Origin of the sequence: Neptuniibacter sp. QD34_54, assembly GCF_047778055.1 — a bacterium.
Lineage (GTDB): Bacteria > Pseudomonadota > Gammaproteobacteria > Pseudomonadales > Balneatricaceae > Neptuniibacter.
On the sequence record NZ_CP180546.1, the window covers coordinates 532,726 to 548,850 of the forward strand.

17 protein-coding genes are annotated in these 16,125 nt (G+C 44.8%); 7 read left to right on the forward strand and 10 right to left on the reverse strand.

Features of this window, described 5'->3' with window-relative positions:
• Window positions 1-6: 6 nt before the first annotated feature.
• A complete protein-coding gene (locus ACMXYP_RS02235; protein ID WP_415883377.1) occupies window positions 7-1,704 on the reverse strand; it encodes a tetratricopeptide repeat protein in 1,698 nt (565 codons plus the stop codon).
• Window positions 1,705-2,080: 376 nt separating this feature from the next.
• Here ACMXYP_RS02235 and hemA point away from each other — a divergent pair, with 376 nt between their 5' ends.
• The 5 genes from hemA to ACMXYP_RS02260 are packed head-to-tail and all read left to right on the forward strand — an operon-like array spanning window position 2,081 to window position 6,537.
• Entirely contained in the window at window positions 2,081-3,352 is a 1,272-nt protein-coding gene (hemA, locus tag ACMXYP_RS02240; RefSeq protein WP_415883378.1) for a glutamyl-tRNA reductase, read from the forward strand.
• Entirely contained in the window at window positions 3,352-4,440 is a 1,089-nt protein-coding gene (gene prfA / locus ACMXYP_RS02245) for a peptide chain release factor 1 (RefSeq protein WP_415883379.1), read from the forward strand. Before hemA ends, prfA begins: the two co-directional genes overlap by 1 nt.
• Window positions 4,441-4,483: 43 nt before the next feature.
• Window positions 4,484-5,326 carry a peptide chain release factor N(5)-glutamine methyltransferase gene (gene prmC / locus ACMXYP_RS02250; RefSeq protein WP_415883380.1) on the forward strand — a complete coding sequence of 281 codons (843 nt, stop codon included), beginning with the start codon at window positions 4,484-4,486 and terminating at the stop codon, window positions 5,324-5,326.
• A 10-nt stretch (window positions 5,327-5,336) separates the two neighbouring features.
• On the forward strand, window positions 5,337-6,110 hold the full coding sequence (locus ACMXYP_RS02255; protein WP_415883381.1) for a molybdopterin-synthase adenylyltransferase MoeB: 774 nt from the start codon (window positions 5,337-5,339) through the stop codon (window positions 6,108-6,110).
• The gene (locus tag ACMXYP_RS02260; RefSeq protein ID WP_415883382.1) at window positions 6,103-6,537 is read left to right on the forward strand and encodes a CoA-binding protein; all 435 of its coding nucleotides are present in this window, start codon (window positions 6,103-6,105) and stop codon (window positions 6,535-6,537) included. Before ACMXYP_RS02255 ends, ACMXYP_RS02260 begins: the two co-directional genes overlap by 8 nt.
• Here the strand turns inward: ACMXYP_RS02260 and ACMXYP_RS02265 are convergent.
• Genes ACMXYP_RS02265 through ACMXYP_RS02275 form a run of 3 tightly spaced genes read right to left on the reverse strand, consistent with a single transcriptional unit; the run spans window position 6,527 to window position 8,766 of the window.
• The gene (locus tag ACMXYP_RS02265) at window positions 6,527-7,579 is read right to left on the reverse strand and encodes a methyltransferase (protein ID WP_415883383.1); all 1,053 of its coding nucleotides are present in this window, start codon (window positions 7,577-7,579) and stop codon (window positions 6,527-6,529) included. The genes ACMXYP_RS02260 and ACMXYP_RS02265 overlap by 11 nt on opposite strands.
• A gap of 3 nt (window positions 7,580-7,582) precedes the next feature.
• Window positions 7,583-8,173 carry a hypothetical protein gene (locus ACMXYP_RS02270; protein ID WP_415883384.1) on the reverse strand — a complete coding sequence of 197 codons (591 nt, stop codon included), beginning with the start codon at window positions 8,171-8,173 and terminating at the stop codon, window positions 7,583-7,585.
• On the reverse strand, window positions 8,170-8,766 hold the full coding sequence (locus ACMXYP_RS02275; RefSeq protein ID WP_415883385.1) for a hypothetical protein: 597 nt from the start codon (window positions 8,764-8,766) through the stop codon (window positions 8,170-8,172). Before ACMXYP_RS02275 ends, ACMXYP_RS02270 begins: the two co-directional genes overlap by 4 nt.
• Before the next feature lie 102 nt (window positions 8,767-8,868).
• Here ACMXYP_RS02275 and ACMXYP_RS02280 point away from each other — a divergent pair, with 102 nt between their 5' ends.
• A complete protein-coding gene (locus ACMXYP_RS02280) occupies window positions 8,869-9,189 on the forward strand; it encodes a hypothetical protein (protein WP_415883386.1) in 321 nt (106 codons plus the stop codon).
• Window positions 9,190-9,222: 33 nt separating this feature from the next.
• Window positions 9,223-9,897 (forward strand): helix-turn-helix transcriptional regulator, encoded by a 675-nt coding sequence (locus ACMXYP_RS02285; RefSeq protein WP_415883387.1) that lies wholly within the window; start codon window positions 9,223-9,225, stop codon window positions 9,895-9,897.
• Here ACMXYP_RS02285 and ACMXYP_RS02290 read toward each other — a convergent pair.
• The 6 genes from ACMXYP_RS02290 to ftnA all read right to left on the reverse strand — a co-directional run bounded on the left by ACMXYP_RS02290 (window position 9,894) and on the right by ftnA (window position 15,854).
• On the reverse strand, window positions 9,894-10,850 hold the full coding sequence (locus tag ACMXYP_RS02290; RefSeq protein ID WP_415883388.1) for an AEC family transporter: 957 nt from the start codon (window positions 10,848-10,850) through the stop codon (window positions 9,894-9,896). The two genes, ACMXYP_RS02285 and ACMXYP_RS02290, sit on opposite strands and share 4 nt — an antisense overlap.
• A 43-nt stretch (window positions 10,851-10,893) precedes the next feature.
• Window positions 10,894-11,400 (reverse strand): SixA phosphatase family protein, encoded by a 507-nt coding sequence (locus tag ACMXYP_RS02295; protein WP_415883389.1) that lies wholly within the window; start codon window positions 11,398-11,400, stop codon window positions 10,894-10,896.
• 274 nt (window positions 11,401-11,674) lie between these two features.
• A complete protein-coding gene (locus tag ACMXYP_RS02300; protein WP_415883390.1) occupies window positions 11,675-13,327 on the reverse strand; it encodes an acyl CoA:acetate/3-ketoacid CoA transferase in 1,653 nt (550 codons plus the stop codon).
• A gap of 161 nt (window positions 13,328-13,488) precedes the next feature.
• Window positions 13,489-14,856: a sigma-54 interaction domain-containing protein gene (locus tag ACMXYP_RS02305; RefSeq protein ID WP_415883391.1), complete on the reverse strand. Its 1,368-nt coding sequence runs from the start codon at window positions 14,854-14,856 to the stop codon at window positions 13,489-13,491.
• Between the two features lie 84 nt (window positions 14,857-14,940).
• Window positions 14,941-15,162 carry a hypothetical protein gene (locus tag ACMXYP_RS02310; protein ID WP_415883392.1) on the reverse strand — a complete coding sequence of 74 codons (222 nt, stop codon included), beginning with the start codon at window positions 15,160-15,162 and terminating at the stop codon, window positions 14,941-14,943.
• 155 nt (window positions 15,163-15,317) lie between these two features.
• Window positions 15,318-15,854 (reverse strand): non-heme ferritin, encoded by a 537-nt coding sequence (gene ftnA, locus ACMXYP_RS02315; protein ID WP_415883393.1) that lies wholly within the window; start codon window positions 15,852-15,854, stop codon window positions 15,318-15,320.
• Between the last annotated feature and the right edge of the window lie 271 nt (window positions 15,855-16,125).

Genomic DNA, 16,125 nt, shown 5'->3' on the forward strand with positions numbered 1-16,125 from the left:
GTTTAATTACTCTGCGTTAATTAGCTGTGCTGCTTCTTCTAGGAAAGGGTCACCAGGATTGTCTTTTTGGCTTCTTTGGAGCAGTAAACGAGCTTTCTCTTTTTGATCTATTGCCCAATATACCTGAATGAGGTGACTAGAGACTTCAGGATCGGAATATAAAGCATGAGCCTTTTCTAAATAAGTTACGGCTTCATGATTTCTACCCAATTTAAACAAAGCCCAACCCATTGAATCTAAAATGGCAGGATCTTCAGGTTCTGTAGTTAATGCGGCTTGAATCAATTTGTAAGCTTCTTCATAACGCTCAGTATGTAGAAGTAAGGTGTAGCCCAATGCATTCTGCACTGTAGCATTGCCGGGTTCTAATTCTAATACCCTGCGTAGATCTTTCTCTGCCTGTGGGAAATCAGTGGATTCCACCATCATGGCCCGGGTGTATAGCAGTGCAGTGTTATCAACAAAGAGTGCTAGCGCATCTTCTAATACAGCTAGGGCTTCCTCTTTTAGATTATGGAGGTTTAGCCATTCTGCTTCTAATGTGTAAATTGATGCGGCCTGATTAGGCATGCTAGCTCTGGCATCAGATAAAATCTGCTGTAGGCGAGGTTTGTCTTCTACATCTTTAAGAAGCGAGCTGACTCGAGATAGGGATTGCAGAACGTTAGAGCCATTTTTTACAGAGCTGTAATTTTCAATCGCTTGATCACGCTTCTCTTCCGACTGAGCGATGTGGCCCAAATAAAAATGCGGTGACGTGTCCTCAGGTTTTAGTTCAAGTAATCGCAAAAAGGCTGCTTTAGCGTCTTTAGGTGCTTCATTCTCGAGCATCAACAGGGCTAAGTAGTAGGTTAACTGATGATCTTTTAAATTGTTTTTTAGCAGTTCTTTTGCTTGAGAGACCGCTTGTTTAGATTGCTTATTTTGGAATAACAGCTGTGTGTAAAGAATATGCAGCTGACGGTTATTCGGCTGTTGTTCAAAAGCAGAGCGGATAAGCTTAAGTGCATCGTAAACTTTGTTTTGAGAACGCAGCAGTTCAGCTTTTTGTATCAACGCTTCTGGATTCTCGGGGTCTATCGTAAGGGCGCGATTAAAAGAGGTGAGTGACGCCTGTTCGTTGTTATTAGCTCGATGCAGCAATGCTAGAGTCAGTTCGAGATCGGAGCGAGGATCGGCTGATTGACGATGTTTATTTAGCATCGTGATGTAGCCGGATAAGACTTGGGGATCAATACGTTCTACTTGCCCACGAATCAAAGCCAAGGTGCGTAATGGATCGAACTCTAAGGCCTTCTCAACCAAAGGCAGTGCCTCGGTGTATTTGCCTTTATGTAGAAGCATATTCGCTTCTATTTGATAAGGCTCTGGATTAGACGGAGCAATTTCGCGCCAAAGTCGGGACGCCTGAATGACTTTGTCAGGGTTTCTTAGGTATTGAGCAATTCGTGTGGCGCGTTCTGCAACGCCAGAGTCCTGACTTTTCTCAGCTTGTTTGAGGTAGTTCTCCAGGGCTACTGGGAAGAGCCTGCGCTGCCCTGCAATCTCGGCAAGTAATAAATCGTAAAGAGATTCTTGGTTGAACTCGCCATCTACGTAATTAACTGGCTCGGAGGTAACTTCTTGTGTCTGTTTCGTTGGGGTGCTTTGACAGCCTTGTAATAAGGCGAAGACACAAGTTAAAACGATAAGTGATTTATTCATGTATACAGCCGTAATAGCCCCGACATCCCTGAATGATTTGGTCACTATAGTTGAATAACCTGTGGCTTGTCAGCTACCGACCAAAGGTTTTAAAGAGAATAAGTTAACGATTTTTAGATAGTTACTCATACATGCTGACTTTGACCTTAATTTAAAGAGTTAGACCTAAGGTTCTTTATTTTTGTTCGATTTATGTGGATTTTGTCCAAAGATTTGTAATTAATCCGCTGTTTTTTGATCGAAGTTGCCTAAATTGTGGTGCTGCCTTTTAACCTTTGTCGCAAAGCGTTGTATCATAGCGCGCTGATTTAGATCAGCTTCAGTTGATTTGTAGTGCCGTCTATACGACGGTAGATTTTTTGGTATGGCGGATCGCATGGCGTTACTTGCATTAGGCATCAATCACAAAACGGCTTCGGTAGAGGTTCGCGAACGCGTGGCGTTTGCCCCCGAGCTGCTTGCTGAAGCGATGAATGGTGCTGCCGAATTTGCTGATCTGAAAGAGATTGCCATCCTATCGACCTGTAACCGTACAGAGCTGTATTGCTCTTCTGCCATAGAAGGGTCGAGAGCCCTGTTGGAATGGCTAGGCAAATACCACGATTTAGATCCTGATGAACTGCAGCAATGTTCCTATGCTTTCTGGGGTGAAGATGCCGCGCGTCATATGATGCGTGTTGCGAGCGGTTTGGACTCCTTAGTATTGGGAGAGCCGCAGATACTTGGTCAACTGAAGTCGGCATATAGCCTTTCTCAAGAAAATGGCCATGTAGGTGCCGAGCTGGGACGCTTATTCCAGCAGACGTTTTCTGTGGCTAAGCAGGTGCGTACTGATACGGCGATTGGTGAAAACCCAGTATCAGTTGCTTATGCAGCAGTAAGCCTTGCTCAGCATATCTTCTCGGATATGCGCGAAAGCAAAGCGTTACTGATTGGCGCAGGTGAAACCATAGAGTTGGTAGCGCGCCATTTAGCGAATGCTGGCGTTAAAGATATCACGGTGGCTAACCGTACCCTTAATCGTGCTTTGGCATTGGCTGATGAATTTGATGGTAAAGCGATCTTGTTGGGTGATATTCCAAATGCGCTTGCCGAGGCCGATATAGTGATTGCTTCTACTGCCAGCCAGTTGCCTATTCTAGGTAAAGGTGCAGTTGAGTCCGCGCTTAAGCAACGTAAGCACCGCCCTATCTTTATGGTTGATATAGCCGTTCCGCGTGACATAGAGGCGCAAGTTGCGGAACTGGATGATGTTTATCTGTATACGGTCGATGACCTTAAAGAGGTTATCGAAGAGAACCAACGTAGCCGTGAAGATGCTGCTAGGCAAGCAGAAGAAATTATAGAGACTGGCGCGCATGAATTTATGCGTCAGTTGCGTTCACTGGAAGCGGTTGATGTATTAACGGCTTTCCGTGGTCAGGCAGAAAGTTTGCGTGATCAAGAATTAGGCCGAGCGTTAAAACAGCTGGAGAATGGTAAACCAGCTGAAGAAGTGTTAACCATGTTAGCGCGTAGCCTGACGAATAAAATGCTGCACCATCCTACAATTCAAATGCGTAAAGCAAGCGCTGAAGGGCGCAGTGAATTACTGGACTTGGTGCAAGAGCTTCACCAGTTAGGTGAACATGCTAAGAATGAGAAATAATGAAAGAATCTATTCTAAGTAAGCTAGAAAAGCTTAGCGATCGATACGAAGAGCTTGCTGCTCTAATGTCTGATCCAGAAATTATCTCAGATCAGGATAAGTTTCGTGATTATTCCAAGGAATATTCCGAATTAGAGCCTGTGGTACAGGCATTTGCAGCTTTTAATCAAGCGCAGGATGATCTTGAAGAAGCCGAGATGATGATGGCTGACAGTGACCCTGATATGCGAGAGATGGCAAAAGAGGAATACCCTGCCGTTAAAGAGCGTATCGAAAACCTTGAAGCTGAACTGCAGATTCTTTTATTACCTAAAGATCCAAATGATTCTCGCAACGTCTTCTTGGAAGTACGTGCCGGAACCGGTGGCGATGAAGCAGCTATTTTCGCCGGTGATCTTTTCCGTATGTACTCTCGTTTCGCGGAAGTACAGGGTTGGCGTGTAGAGGTTATCAGCGTTAACGAAGGTGACCATGGCGGCTATAAAGAGGTTATCTCTCGTATCGTTGGGACGGATGTGTATTCGAAGCTGAAATTCGAATCCGGTGCACACCGTGTACAACGTGTTCCTGAAACCGAGTCTCAAGGCCGTGTTCATACGTCTGCTTGTACCGTTGCAATTATGGCAGAGATGGATGAGTCCGCTGAGATCGAGATCAATAAAGCTGATCTACGTGTTGATACCTTCCGTGCATCAGGTGCTGGTGGTCAGCACGTCAATAAAACTGATTCGGCTATTCGTTTGACCCACATTCCTACAGGTGTAGTAGTTGAGTGTCAGGAAGAGCGTTCGCAGCATAAGAACCGTGCTAAGGCGATGTCACTTCTAGCATCTCGTTTACAGGCTGCAGAAGACGAACGACAGGCAGCCGAAATGGCAAGTACGCGTAAAAGTCTAGTGGGTAGTGGTGACCGCTCTGAGCGAATCCGTACCTATAATTATCCACAAGGTCGTGTAACGGATCACCGTATCAACCTAACGCTATATAAGCTGCAGGAGATTATTGGTGGTGAGCTGCAACACGTTGTTGAGCCGCTCTTAAATGAGCACCAAGCAGAACAGCTTGGGGCGCTCTCCGAAGAAAGTTAATCAAAGGGCCTGTATGGCCCTTTTTGATATGTATTAAATCTCTATGCAGATTAAGCAAGCGGTAAAACTAAGTAATCAACTCGGTGGTGTCAGTGAGTCGGCTCAATTAGATGTTGAGTTGATGCTATGTCATCTGCTCGATAAGCCGGGCAGCTACCTGTTTACTTGGCCTGAAAAAGAGTTAGACCCAAAAATTGTTGATCAATTGACAGTGATGATTGATCGGCGTCTCAAAGGTGAGCCTGTTGCGCATATTATCGGTATGCGAGGTTTTTGGGATTTTGACTTGGAAGTGTCCCCTCATACCTTGATTCCTCGTCCCGATACCGAAGTGGTGGTCGAAAAGGCTTTGCAGTTGTGCACTAAGAAGCACGCACGTATTACTGATTTGGGCACGGGAACAGGAGCCATAGCTTTAGCTTTAGCTTATGAGAACCCAGAATGGACAGTGGTTGCATCAGACTTTGTGCCGGAGGCCGCGCAGTTGGCCGAGCGTAATCGAGCCCGTTTGCAGCTTGAAAATGTAGAGATTATACAGGGAAGTTGGTTTGAGCCTCACCATGGTTATTACGATATGATCGTCAGTAATCCTCCTTATATCGATCCAGAAGACCCGCATCTAGCACAAGGTGATGTGAGATTTGAGCCGCTCTCAGCGCTCACTGCTGAAGATCATGGTATGGCAGATATTAAACATATTTGTGAACAGGCTCGAAGTTACCTTGTTCCAGGCGGTCATCTGTTGTTTGAGCATGGTTATGACCAAGGTCCTGTTTGCCGCGCCTTGCTGGACAGTCTAGGGTATACAGAAATTGGTACTCAGCGCGATTATGGCGATAATGAGCGAGTAACCTTTGCATTATGGCCAGGTAACACCTGCGCTTAAGGAGAAAACAATGCTGAGTGATGAGCAGCTATTACGCTACAGCCGTCAAATTATGTTGCCTGATGTCGATATCAATGGGCAGGAGATCTGGTTAAATTCGACAGTTTTGATCATAGGTCTAGGTGGTTTGGGCAGTCCTGTCGCTATGTACCTAGCTGCGGCAGGTATAGGTGAGCTTATCCTAGTGGATGATGACGAAGTGGAGCTTTCCAATTTACAGCGTCAGATTGCTCATAACACTAAGCGCATTGGTGCGCCTAAAGTGGATTCAGCTCGAAATACCATTGCTGGTCTAAATCCAGATACTCGAGTTAAAGCGTTGTATGAGCGTTTAGACGACGAGGCTTTGCAGCGTTTAGTCGCAACTGTTGACCTTGTGGTTGATTGTACCGATAACTTTAGTACCCGATTTTCGATTAACCGTGCCTGCTTTATGCACAAGAAACCATTAGTTTCCGGTGCGGCTATCCGTATGGAAGGTCAGGTGGCGGTTTACGATCCTCTAAACCCAGAATCGCCTTGCTACCAATGCCTCTACAAAGAGGGAAGTGATGAAGCACTTACTTGCTCTGAATCCGGTGTTTTATCGCCTCTAGTCGGTATTATCGGATCAGTTCAGGCATTAGAGGTATTAAAGGTTTTGGCTTCGGTTGGCGAGAACTTGGCAGGTCGTTTGCTGCTTTTAGATGCCAAAACCATGGATTGGCGCACACTTAAATTGCGCAAAGATCCAGAGTGTAGTGTGTGTAAGGGTATGCATGCCGAAGGTGATGGTCATGACTGATGATCAGTTGTCTATCGATGTTTTAGAAAGTGTTCGTACTATTGCTGTAGTAGGTGCGAGTAACAAGCCTGAGCGTGCGAGTTTTCGTGTGATGGCTTTTCTAAAAACTTGCGGTTATGACGTTATCCCGGTCAACCCTGCACTTGAGGGTGAAACTCTGCACGGTGAGCAGGTTGTGGCTTCTTTAGCTGATATTGATAAAACGGTTGATATGGTCGATGTGTTTCGTCGCAGCGATCAGGCTGGAGAGGTTATCGACGAAGCCATTCAAATCGGAGCTAAGGCGGTTTGGTTACAGTTAGGGGTTTATAGCCCAGACGCACAGAAACGCGCTGAAGTTGCAGGTCTTAAGGTTGTGGTAAATCGCTGCCCTAAGATCGATATACCTGACCTATCAATTAAAACTCCCTCAAGTTTTAACGTCTAGCCCGAATTAGGAAGAACGGCGTTTCTAACTGAATGGTTTCAATCTCAATGTTGTTAAAACCATTGCTTTTCAATAATTCAATATAAGTATTGGGCTCACGGAAAGAACGATTGAATAACAACATAGGCAATAGGCCGTAAGGTACGGGCCTGCTTAGATCTAATGGTCCTCTTTCACATATCAGTATTTCACCCTGATCGTTTAGTGTGCTTGTCGCTTGGCGGATAAATTGTGCACAGGCTTCTATTGGCCAGTCGTGCAAAATTGATTTGAAGGTCACCAGGTCCTGTTGCTGCGGTAGTTTATCCACAAGAGCGTCTGCAGCTTTAAAATCGATTCGATCTGCTTCTTTTTCACCCTTAATGTGGCTTCTACCTACTTCACAAACCACCGGAAGATCAATAATGGTCGAGTTGAGTTCTGTATTGTTTTTGCATAATTGCAGTGCAAATTCTCCACTGTTCCCTCCGATATCCAAATGATTATTTATATGACTCAGATCGGCGTGTTTAGCAATTACACGGCCTTCGTAGCGGGTTAAGCAGGTGGTGAAGCGCATCCAGCGACGGGTTGCAGTAATGTTTTCTGGCGTGACTTCAAAACAGCGATTGTAAGCGAACAGTTCAAATACCTTAGCTTGCTGAATAAAACGAGGCATGTCCTCAAGGAACAGTGTGTAGTTCTCCAAAAGGTCAGGTGCTAATAGATTTGCAAACTCCAATTTGGAAAGGAGTAGATCTTGGAAGGGGAGTGTTTGGCTGAACTCCGTCGTCAGTTGCCATTGACTATTGTTGTCCTGCTCAATGACATTGGCTGCTTTTAATTGTTGGAGCAGTATGCCTAGGGCAGTCACTTCAGGGTGGCTTTGTTGCAAAGTATCTTCAGAACGAGGTTGGTCTGATAGGGTTTTGATTAGTTCTAGTTTTAAGGCCGTAAACAGTGCTTGGGCTGTGACAAAATCTTGAATAAATGCCTCGATGCAAAGGTAGGCTTTCCAGTCCTGTTGTTCTGCTGTTGAATCATCAAGGCAAAGAGGTTGCATTGTTTATCCTTTTGATTGTTCTTGTGAGATCGCTTGGTGAATTTGCTGAGTTATTTTGCCAAGTGGCAGTGTGCCATCGATATTAATATCGGCATCTTTGGCTAAGCGTTCTTGTTGTATGACGAGTGTAGCGCGGATATCTTGAATATAGCCTTCAAGGTAATTAGCTAGCCAATCAAGTTGTTGAACGTAGTCTGATGGGGCCTTTTTAAATTCGTTGCTAAAGGCTTTGATATTGCGAGCAAGTGAAATATCAAGAGGAGTATCTAGCCAAACTAGGCAATCAATATATCGTCCACTGGCATGATGATGTCGGCCTAATGGGGTTTCAATCAACAAGAACCGTTTATGAGTGGTTTGGATCTGGGCAACAATCGCTTCAGCAAAGCCGGGAATATTTAAATTGTTGTAGTCGCTACCTTGTTTCATCCATTGAAGGATTTCGGCCATGGATTGATTGGTGGCTTGTTGATAATCATCGTAAAAGAGTGTGTCTGCATCTAGCAGTTTAGCTAGTGCTAAGGTTAAAGAGGTCTTGCCGCTGCCAGGTGCACCAGCGACGGCTATTACAAAGCATCTCTTTGAATCTGTCATGAGAGAAACATCGCTCGAATTTTCTGATCGTCCCAACATTTTTTTGCATAGTTCAGCGTTTCTTCTGAGTAATTATGTTGGTCGATATCGTCTGGACAAGATGCGCCAGAATTTATAATAAAGTGGATAAGCGGTAACTGATCGCTAGCTAAGGCTTTATGAACAAGTTCGTCATCAAGCTGTCCGCCATATTGGAGCAAGACGGATAGATGCAGCATGAGTTCTTGTTCGGAACAGTGGTCAAAGCATTGTTGCATCAATGGTGTTGGATCTGTCTTGGCACCAGCAGTATAAAGCGCTGTTAGTAAGGGCAGGCTTTTTTCTTGTCTAAGTGACAGTTCTACAAGTGTTAGAGCCGCATTTGTGTGACTTGTTTGGCCTGGATTAGCGCCGAAGTTTAACACCAGCTTTAACGCTTTTGGGGCTTCTTGAAGAATGCAGACTTCAGCTAAAGGCGCAGTATCATCGGAGACTGGCTGATTGATTTCTTCAGGTTCGAGTTTTTGCAGATGTTTTTGGAGCTTGGTCAGATCATCGGCATCGATCGCCTTAAAAGCTTTTGCCAATCGATCGCTTTTGAATAACTTAAACATCTTTATCCCCATTTAATAAAACTCTACTGACACTACGCTGTCAGTAGGGCTAGTTTAGCATCCCTGTTGTCATATTTAAGAATTGGATTAAGGAGAATAACAATGACAACAACCGTCGTGGAAATGGTAACTTACAATCTGAAATCAGGCGTGAATAAAGCTGACTTTGCATCGACTCATGACAAGGTTAATGAGTGGTTAAAAAAGCAGGAAGGCTTTCTGTATCGCTCAGTGAGCGAAGATGAAAATGGCTTACTGCACGATTTGGCTTATTGGCAGGATATGTCGACAGCTAAAGCGGCGGGAGATGCATTTATGCAATCTGACGAAGGTCAGTCGTTGTGTGGTCTTATTGATATGGAGAGTTGTCATATGCGCCATATGGAAGTACAAACAGAAGCGATGATTTGCGAAGGGGCTTAGGGAGCTAAATTACCGATGAGGAAAGCGGAACGCTTGTTTCAATTATTAACGCTTTTGCGCGGCCGCCGAACAGCTTTAACGGCTAGCGCATTGGCTGAGGTGTTGGAAGTCTCTGAGAGAACTATCTACCGAGATATACAGGCGCTTTCGCTTTCCGGTGTGCCTATTGAAGGTGAAGCGGGGGTAGGTTATCGCCTACGTCCAGAATTCAATCTGCCACCTTTGATGTTTGATGAAGAGGAACTTGAAGCGCTGTTTCTTGGCGTTCGCTTAGTGCAGGGCTGCAGCGATCAGCATCTGGGTCAATCCGCATCCCGAGTATTAGATAAGGTTAAAGCGGTTTTACCGACTGAGCTTTACGATCAATATATTGAAGGCCCCGAATGGTTTGTTGTCCCTGGATTGCATCGGCAATGGACAACGCAATACAGCGACCAGATTAGAGTCGCGATCAAGAATCGGTTTGTGATCGCAATCGGTTATCAACGAGAAGATAAACAACAATCCGAGCGCGAAGTTTGGCCTTTAGGTTTAGTCTACTGGGGCGCTGTTTGGACCTTGGTTGCTTGGTGTGAGCTGCGCGATGATTTTCGTATGTTCAGATTGGATCGTATCCAGTCGCTTACGCAATTGTCCCGTCATTTTGAAACTACAGATCAAATTAGCTTACAGACCTACCTTAAGCGTACAGAATGTACTGAAGCTTAAATTACACTTGTGACGCGCATGATATAGATGCCCGCCGATAGGCTGAGGATAGAGCCTATGGTCGTCATCAATATGATATTCGCCGCGAGTTTCTCATTTCCTCCCATCGCTTTAGCCATAACAAAACTGGCAGCAGCTGTCGGACATCCAAATAGAACCATGAGCATGGTTAAGTCTTGCCCTTTGAAGCCATATGCCCATGCAGCGAGTGTTAATATCAGAGGGATAAAAAGTAGCTTTGATAAGGTCGCCCAAGTGGCTTGTGAAGAAGTGCTGCGTAAGCTCTTCATGTTCAATGAGCCGCCTATAGCCAATAGGGCTAAAGGTAGGGTCAGATTGGCGAAGTAACGCCCCGTTTTCTGTGCAATTTCGGGAAGCTGGAAACCGAAATAAGAGAAAGGAAGTGCCAGCAATACCGCAATAATCAGTGGGTTTTTTACGATCTCCAATACAGTGCTGCCGATACTCGCGCCGCCTTGGTGTTTTGCTGGCAGGGTTAATGCGATGATTGATAGGACATTAAACAGAGGGATGACTAGCGCAAGCAGTAAAGATGCTTGAGCTAAACCGGAATCAGAAAACAGGTTATAGCTCACAGCTAAACCAATAATGCCGTAATTACTTCGAAACGCACCTTGTATAAAAACGCCTAAGTCTTCTGGTTGTTTGATCCAGCGCTTAGCAAGAAACCAAAGAGCGATAAAGCTGATCAGAGTGCCTATTAAGACAAAACCCAGTTGTTCCGGATTAAAGACTGCGTGAAAGTCTGTCCTTGAGATAGACATAAAGACCAAGGCTGGCAGAGTGATCATAAATACGAGCTTTGATGCTGTATTTATGAAGGCATCATCAATCAGCCTTACACGTTTTAGTACGTAGCCAAGGAAACCAATAAAAAAGATAGGGGCAGTGATACTCGCAGTAAAACTGAGCGATGAAAGGTAAAGATCCACAGGCACTCACTCTGGAATAAAGAGTACAGTTTATCATAGTTGCTTAGGCGGCGGTTGAAGCGTGCTTTTTCGGGTAATCGAATAGAATGCTGGTGGCACAGCCAGCTGCGAGTTCGTGCCATTGAGTAATGCTTAGATGCATATGAAGAACGGCTGCCGTTGGAAGTTTTTCTAAGCGGTTTTGAGTAAGGAAATCAGCTAATTGATGTAGCGCCGGATTGTGGCCGACTAGCATAATATTGCTCAGATGATCTGATTGGTTTTGCATAAGGTACATCAGCGTTTCGGCACAAGATGCATATAGCTCTGGATGCGTTTGCAACTGTTCAGGCTTTAAATTGAGTTGTCGATGGATCTCTAAGGCTGTCGTGATAGCCCTGTTTGCGTCGCTTGCTAAGATGAGGTCTGGCACTATGCCGTACTCTTCTAAACGCTTGGCCATCTTTGGAAGGTCTCTCTGACCACGCTTATTGAGAGGACGCTCAAAGTCATCAAGAGTGGGGTCTTTCCAGCTGGATTTTGCGTGACGAACTAAAGTTAGCTTTTTCATAAAGCGCTCCCGCAGTTAGACGCTCTTAGGAGTATTACTTTAGATAGCTGGAATTGCGAGTCAGCCGAGATGAAAAAACATCCGGAGAGCGGCCAAAAGACTGAAATCCGGGGCTGCGGTGAAGTGCAGTATAGATTTGAGTAATGACGTGAACCGCTCTCTGCAATAAGAATAGAGCCTTAGCACAAGTCCGCCGCACAGCGAGAATATGGCAATGGGGTCAGTACGTTGTGTACCTTCCCCTATCTTATTGCTGGATGATAAAAGGACGATCTTACGAAATTGAGTACATCTTTGACGGTTGTGGGACCGGTTTTTGCGGTTGAAGAACGTTCTTCATTAATGCCCGCATCTGCTGCATCGGTCTGCTACCGGGTTGATTGAGGCGCATAGGGCTTTCGCGAAATAAGCGCTCGTCCATCGGTGTTAAGTGATCATCTATTAATGGCATAAACTCCATCTGATCCAGAACATCCTTCTGCAGATCGATACCCGGTGCAATCTCAGTCAGTAACAATCCTTTAGGAGTTAGCTTAAATACGGCACGTTCTGTGATAAAGGTGACCCGTTGCTGGCATTGCATGGCGTATCCGCCATTAAATGTGATTTGTTGTACAGATTTTTTAAATTTCTTAAGAGGCCCGTTCTCTATCACTTTTAATCCGTGCTCATGTACTTCTAATAACTGTTTCCCTGAGGTGAATGTTCCAAGGAAGTACACATCTTTAGTGTTTTGGGTAATGTTGATAAATCCGCCAGCACCAGCGAGTTTAGGGCCGAATTTACTTACGTTAACGTGACCTTCAGGGCATGTTTCCGCCAACCCTAAAAAGGCTTGATCCAAACCGCCGCCATCATAGAAATCAAACTGAGCAGGTTGGTCTACCATCGCTTCTGCATTACTCGTTGCACCAAAGCTAAGCCCGCTTGCGGGTTGGCCGCCGATGCCGCCAGGCTCAACGGTTAGAGTGAAATCTTCTATCTTTCCTTCTTCAGCTGCAACGGCTGCTAACGTTTCTGGCATGCCGATCCCCAGATTGACCACAGCATTATTTTTGAGCTCCATTAGTGCGCGACGTGCGATGATTTTTCTTGCATCTAAAGGAACAGGTTTGCTTGCTTGAGCCGGTAACGTAATTTCACCACTGTAGGCTGGGTTATAGGATTCGGCAAAAGTTTGAGGGTGGTCTTCAGCTGGAGCTTGAATAATATGATCGACCAAAATTCCCGGAATGCGGATTCTATCTGGTGTTAGGTTGTGTTGTGCAGTAATACGTTCAACTTGCACTAGCACCTTGCCGCCGCTGTTTTTGACGGCTTGCGCAATCGCTAAAGCATCTAAAGGCAGGGCTTCACGTTCCATGGATATATTGCCTTTACTATCTGCTGTTGTGCCACGTAGCAGGGCAATGTTGGGTTGGCAGTGTTTGTATAGAAGGGCTTCTTCACCGTTAAGATCAAGTAGTTGTACTAGTTGCTCTTCTGTGCGGCTATTAACTTGACCACCTTCAATACGTGGGTCTACAAAGGTGTGTAACCCTACGCGTGTGAGAGTGCCCGGTTTACCTGCAGCAATATCGCGGAACATGTGACAGATAACTCCTTGAGGAAGGTTATATGCCTCGATTTTATTCTCGAACGCCATTTTCCCGAGGGCGGGTGCTAACCCCCAATGCCCGCCGATGACGCGCTTAATCATTCCTTCATGGGCAAAGTGATTTAAACCACGGGTTTGGGCATCGCCTTGGCCGGCCGCGTAAAGTAGGCTGAGATTGTTGGGGGTGCCTTGATCTAGAAATCGTTTTTCGATCGCTTTTGCGAGGGTTTCAGCAAAGCCAATACCGATAAAGCCGCCTGTAACTATGGTGTCATTTGATTGAATTAATGCTGCCGCTTGATCGGCTGAGATCAGCTTATTCTGAGACATCCTGAATACCATTCTTGTTATTTTTAATTCAGTTGTACATAGCAAGGCGGGGGCCATGTTTTAAATATCTTTTAAAAACAATGGCTTGAAGGTTTTTGTTGCAGGCTGGATGTAGATAAGTGTCTAATAAAATAGACAGTGTGCTTTGTATGTCTGTTTTTTTAAACGTTTTTGTTGTCTCTTAGGCGTTGATAAAGGCTTGCTCTAGAGATACCTAGCAGTTTAGCTGCAGCTGTTTTATTACCATTGCATTGCTGTATCGCTTCTTCAATGGCTGAACGCTCATGCTCTTTACGGTAGCTTTTTAGATTTGTTAAAGGGTTTCTGTGAAGGGGTTGTTCTTCATTTGCGCCTAAATCTGGCGCTTCAATTGAAGAGCCTTCAGCCATAACGCAGCCTCGTTCTAAGCGATTTCGAAGTTCGCGAATATTACCAGGCCAGCTATAGCTTTGTAGCCATTCTAGGGCTGACGGAGACAAGGGCAGTTCTGGTAGTTGCGATTGGCGCTGAATCTCGCTCAACATGTGTTCGGATAGCAGAGGGATATCTTGGATGCGCTCCCGTAGAGGCGGTAGATTGATCGGCAAGACGTTTAAGCGGTAGTAAAGGTCTTCACGAAATAAACCTTGTTCTACTTGGCTGCGTAGATCTTTGGCTGTTGCTGCGATGATGCGAACATCTACCTTTTCAAGGCGGTTGGAGCCGAGTGCTTCTACTTCTCGTTCCTGAAGCACTCGAAGTAGTTTTGCCTGCATGGCGAGAGGCATTTCTGCAATCTCATCAAGAAATAGAGTACCGCCTTCAGCTAGTTGGACTTTGCCTTGTCGAGCCTTTCTATCTGCGCCAGTATAAGCACCGGGCGCTGTGCCAAACAGTTCGGCTTCGGCAAGAGATTCGGGTAGCGCGCCCATGTTAATGCCTACAAAAGGTCCGCTACGACGTGTGGAAGCATGGTGGATGCCTTGAGCTAATAGCTCTTTTCCTGTCCCGGTTTCGCCTAATAAAAGTAAGGTGGTATCGAGTTGCGAGGCTCTTAGTGCTTGACGACGAAGCTGTTGCGTCTTGGGCGCATTACCGATCATGTCGTCTAGGGCGTATCGGCTTGGGCGGATGATTTTCTCATCTTCAAATTTTCGCTGTAGACGAGCAAATTTATCAAACAGTGGCTGAAGGCTATCTAAATCATCATAAAAAACAAAACCTATAGCTCCAATGATTTTATTGTCAGGGTTTTTGATAGGGAGACGGGTAACAACGCACCAGCGGTTGTTGATCTGCATGAGATCTACAAAGGATGGCTTTCCACTTTTGATGACTCTAGGGAGTTGCGTTGTGGGGATTAGTTCTTCTACGTTACAGCCAATGGGATCCATCTGTTCAGGAATAGCGACAAGCTTGCGATAAGCATCACTCATCCACAGAATAGAAGCTGTTTCATCGACGGCGATGGAGCCTTGGCATAGACTTGAAAGTAGATCGAATAAGTTGTGATTATTATCTTGTTCAATCAGCTGGCGTAGTGAATGCATAGGAACCCATCGTCTTTATGTTTCCAGTACAAAACTACGCGTAACTATCTATGGTGCCAAGTAAAATTTAGCTAGGGTATTTACCTAAGCAACTTTTTCTTTCGCTTCTTTAGCACGTTTTTTGTGATGTCGAGCAACAGAACCCTTGATTACAATCTCCCAATTGTCTGCTGTGCTCATCAGCATTGCGCCGCAGTTGCCGCATTTACAGATCTGAGAATTACCTAAATCACTAACCGTTTTTAGCTGTGGGTGTTCCTTCCCGTTTTTAACTAACTCAAAGCAATGCTTGCAATCAGTGTTCACGCTATATCTCCTTGCTGGGCATGAGAGGCTACTTTCGGTTAAATATCGGACAATAAATAATATTCTTTAGTAAAAAAATATAAAAAACATGAGTTTTTTTTGTTTATTTATTGTTCGTTTTTAAGATTTTATTATAACTTGTTGAAATTTAAGGATTAGATGGTCTCTTCTGTGCTGGCCATAATACTGCCGCCATCACCGTTTTTAGCTAGTTCTCCGATCTCCTTATCGATAAAGAATAAGCCTTTGCCATCTTCGCCAATTATTTTGATTTTATCTAGGATGCCATTAAACAGCTTCTCTTCTTCATGCTGTTCAGCTACATACCACTGTAGGAAGCTAAAAGTTGAGTAATCTTGGTTTGTGAAAGCTGTGTGCGCTAACTCGTTTATTTTGCGGGTAACTAGGCATTCGTGTTCGTAAACTTTTTCGAATAGGTCGCGAATTGAGTCGAACTCTGCCTCTGGAGCTTCAATCGTGCCGATCAGCGCCATCGCACCGGTTTCATTGACATAAGTGAAAAGACGCTTCATGTGCGACATCTCTTCATCAGCGTGCTTGTATAGAAATTCGGCGCATCCTTCGTACCCTTTTGACTCGGCCCAAGCACCCATTTGTAGATAAAGGTTGGATGAGAAAAATTCTAGATTAATCTGTTCGTTTAGCTTTTCAAGCATTGCTGGGCTGAGCATAGGTAAATCCTTACTAATTAGTTACGTCACATAGCAACAGGCTTACATAGCCATTTTTTGCAATTAGCAGAACGAGCGCATTTACGGCAGAGGTAAGTGCTTGAGCGGGTATGTTTCGCAATCTCTTTGAAGTGATGCTCTATATCGCTCTTACTAAACTTACATAAGGTTTTAGATTTGCTCATTCAGAATGGGCTATAAAATTTGCTAATGATAATCAATATTAAATGTGAAATGGCTACTAGTCTATACAATACGACATTATATCTGA

Coding starts and splice junctions, on each gene's coding strand:
- ACMXYP_RS02305 (WP_415883391.1), bottom strand. CDS start 14,856: ATGCATTCACTACGCCAGCTGATTGAACAAGATAATAATCACAACTTA.
- ACMXYP_RS02300 (WP_415883390.1), bottom strand. CDS start 13,327: ATGTCTCAGAATAAGCTGATCTCAGCCGATCAAGCGGCAGCATTAATT.
- prmC (WP_415883380.1), top strand. CDS start 4,484: ATGCAGATTAAGCAAGCGGTAAAACTAAGTAATCAACTCGGTGGTGTC.
- ACMXYP_RS02235 (WP_415883377.1), bottom strand. CDS start 1,704: ATGAATAAATCACTTATCGTTTTAACTTGTGTCTTCGCCTTATTACAA.
- ftnA (WP_415883393.1), bottom strand. CDS start 15,854: ATGCTCAGCCCAGCAATGCTTGAAAAGCTAAACGAACAGATTAATCTA.
- ACMXYP_RS02280 (WP_415883386.1), top strand. CDS start 8,869: ATGACAACAACCGTCGTGGAAATGGTAACTTACAATCTGAAATCAGGC.
- ACMXYP_RS02275 (WP_415883385.1), bottom strand. CDS start 8,766: ATGTTTAAGTTATTCAAAAGCGATCGATTGGCAAAAGCTTTTAAGGCG.
- ACMXYP_RS02255 (WP_415883381.1), top strand. CDS start 5,337: ATGCTGAGTGATGAGCAGCTATTACGCTACAGCCGTCAAATTATGTTG.
- hemA (WP_415883378.1), top strand. CDS start 2,081: ATGGCGTTACTTGCATTAGGCATCAATCACAAAACGGCTTCGGTAGAG.
- prfA (WP_415883379.1), top strand. CDS start 3,352: ATGAAAGAATCTATTCTAAGTAAGCTAGAAAAGCTTAGCGATCGATAC.
- ACMXYP_RS02265 (WP_415883383.1), bottom strand. CDS start 7,579: ATGCAACCTCTTTGCCTTGATGATTCAACAGCAGAACAACAGGACTGG.
- ACMXYP_RS02295 (WP_415883389.1), bottom strand. CDS start 11,400: ATGAAAAAGCTAACTTTAGTTCGTCACGCAAAATCCAGCTGGAAAGAC.
- ACMXYP_RS02260 (WP_415883382.1), top strand. CDS start 6,103: ATGACTGATGATCAGTTGTCTATCGATGTTTTAGAAAGTGTTCGTACT.
- ACMXYP_RS02270 (WP_415883384.1), bottom strand. CDS start 8,173: ATGACAGATTCAAAGAGATGCTTTGTAATAGCCGTCGCTGGTGCACCT.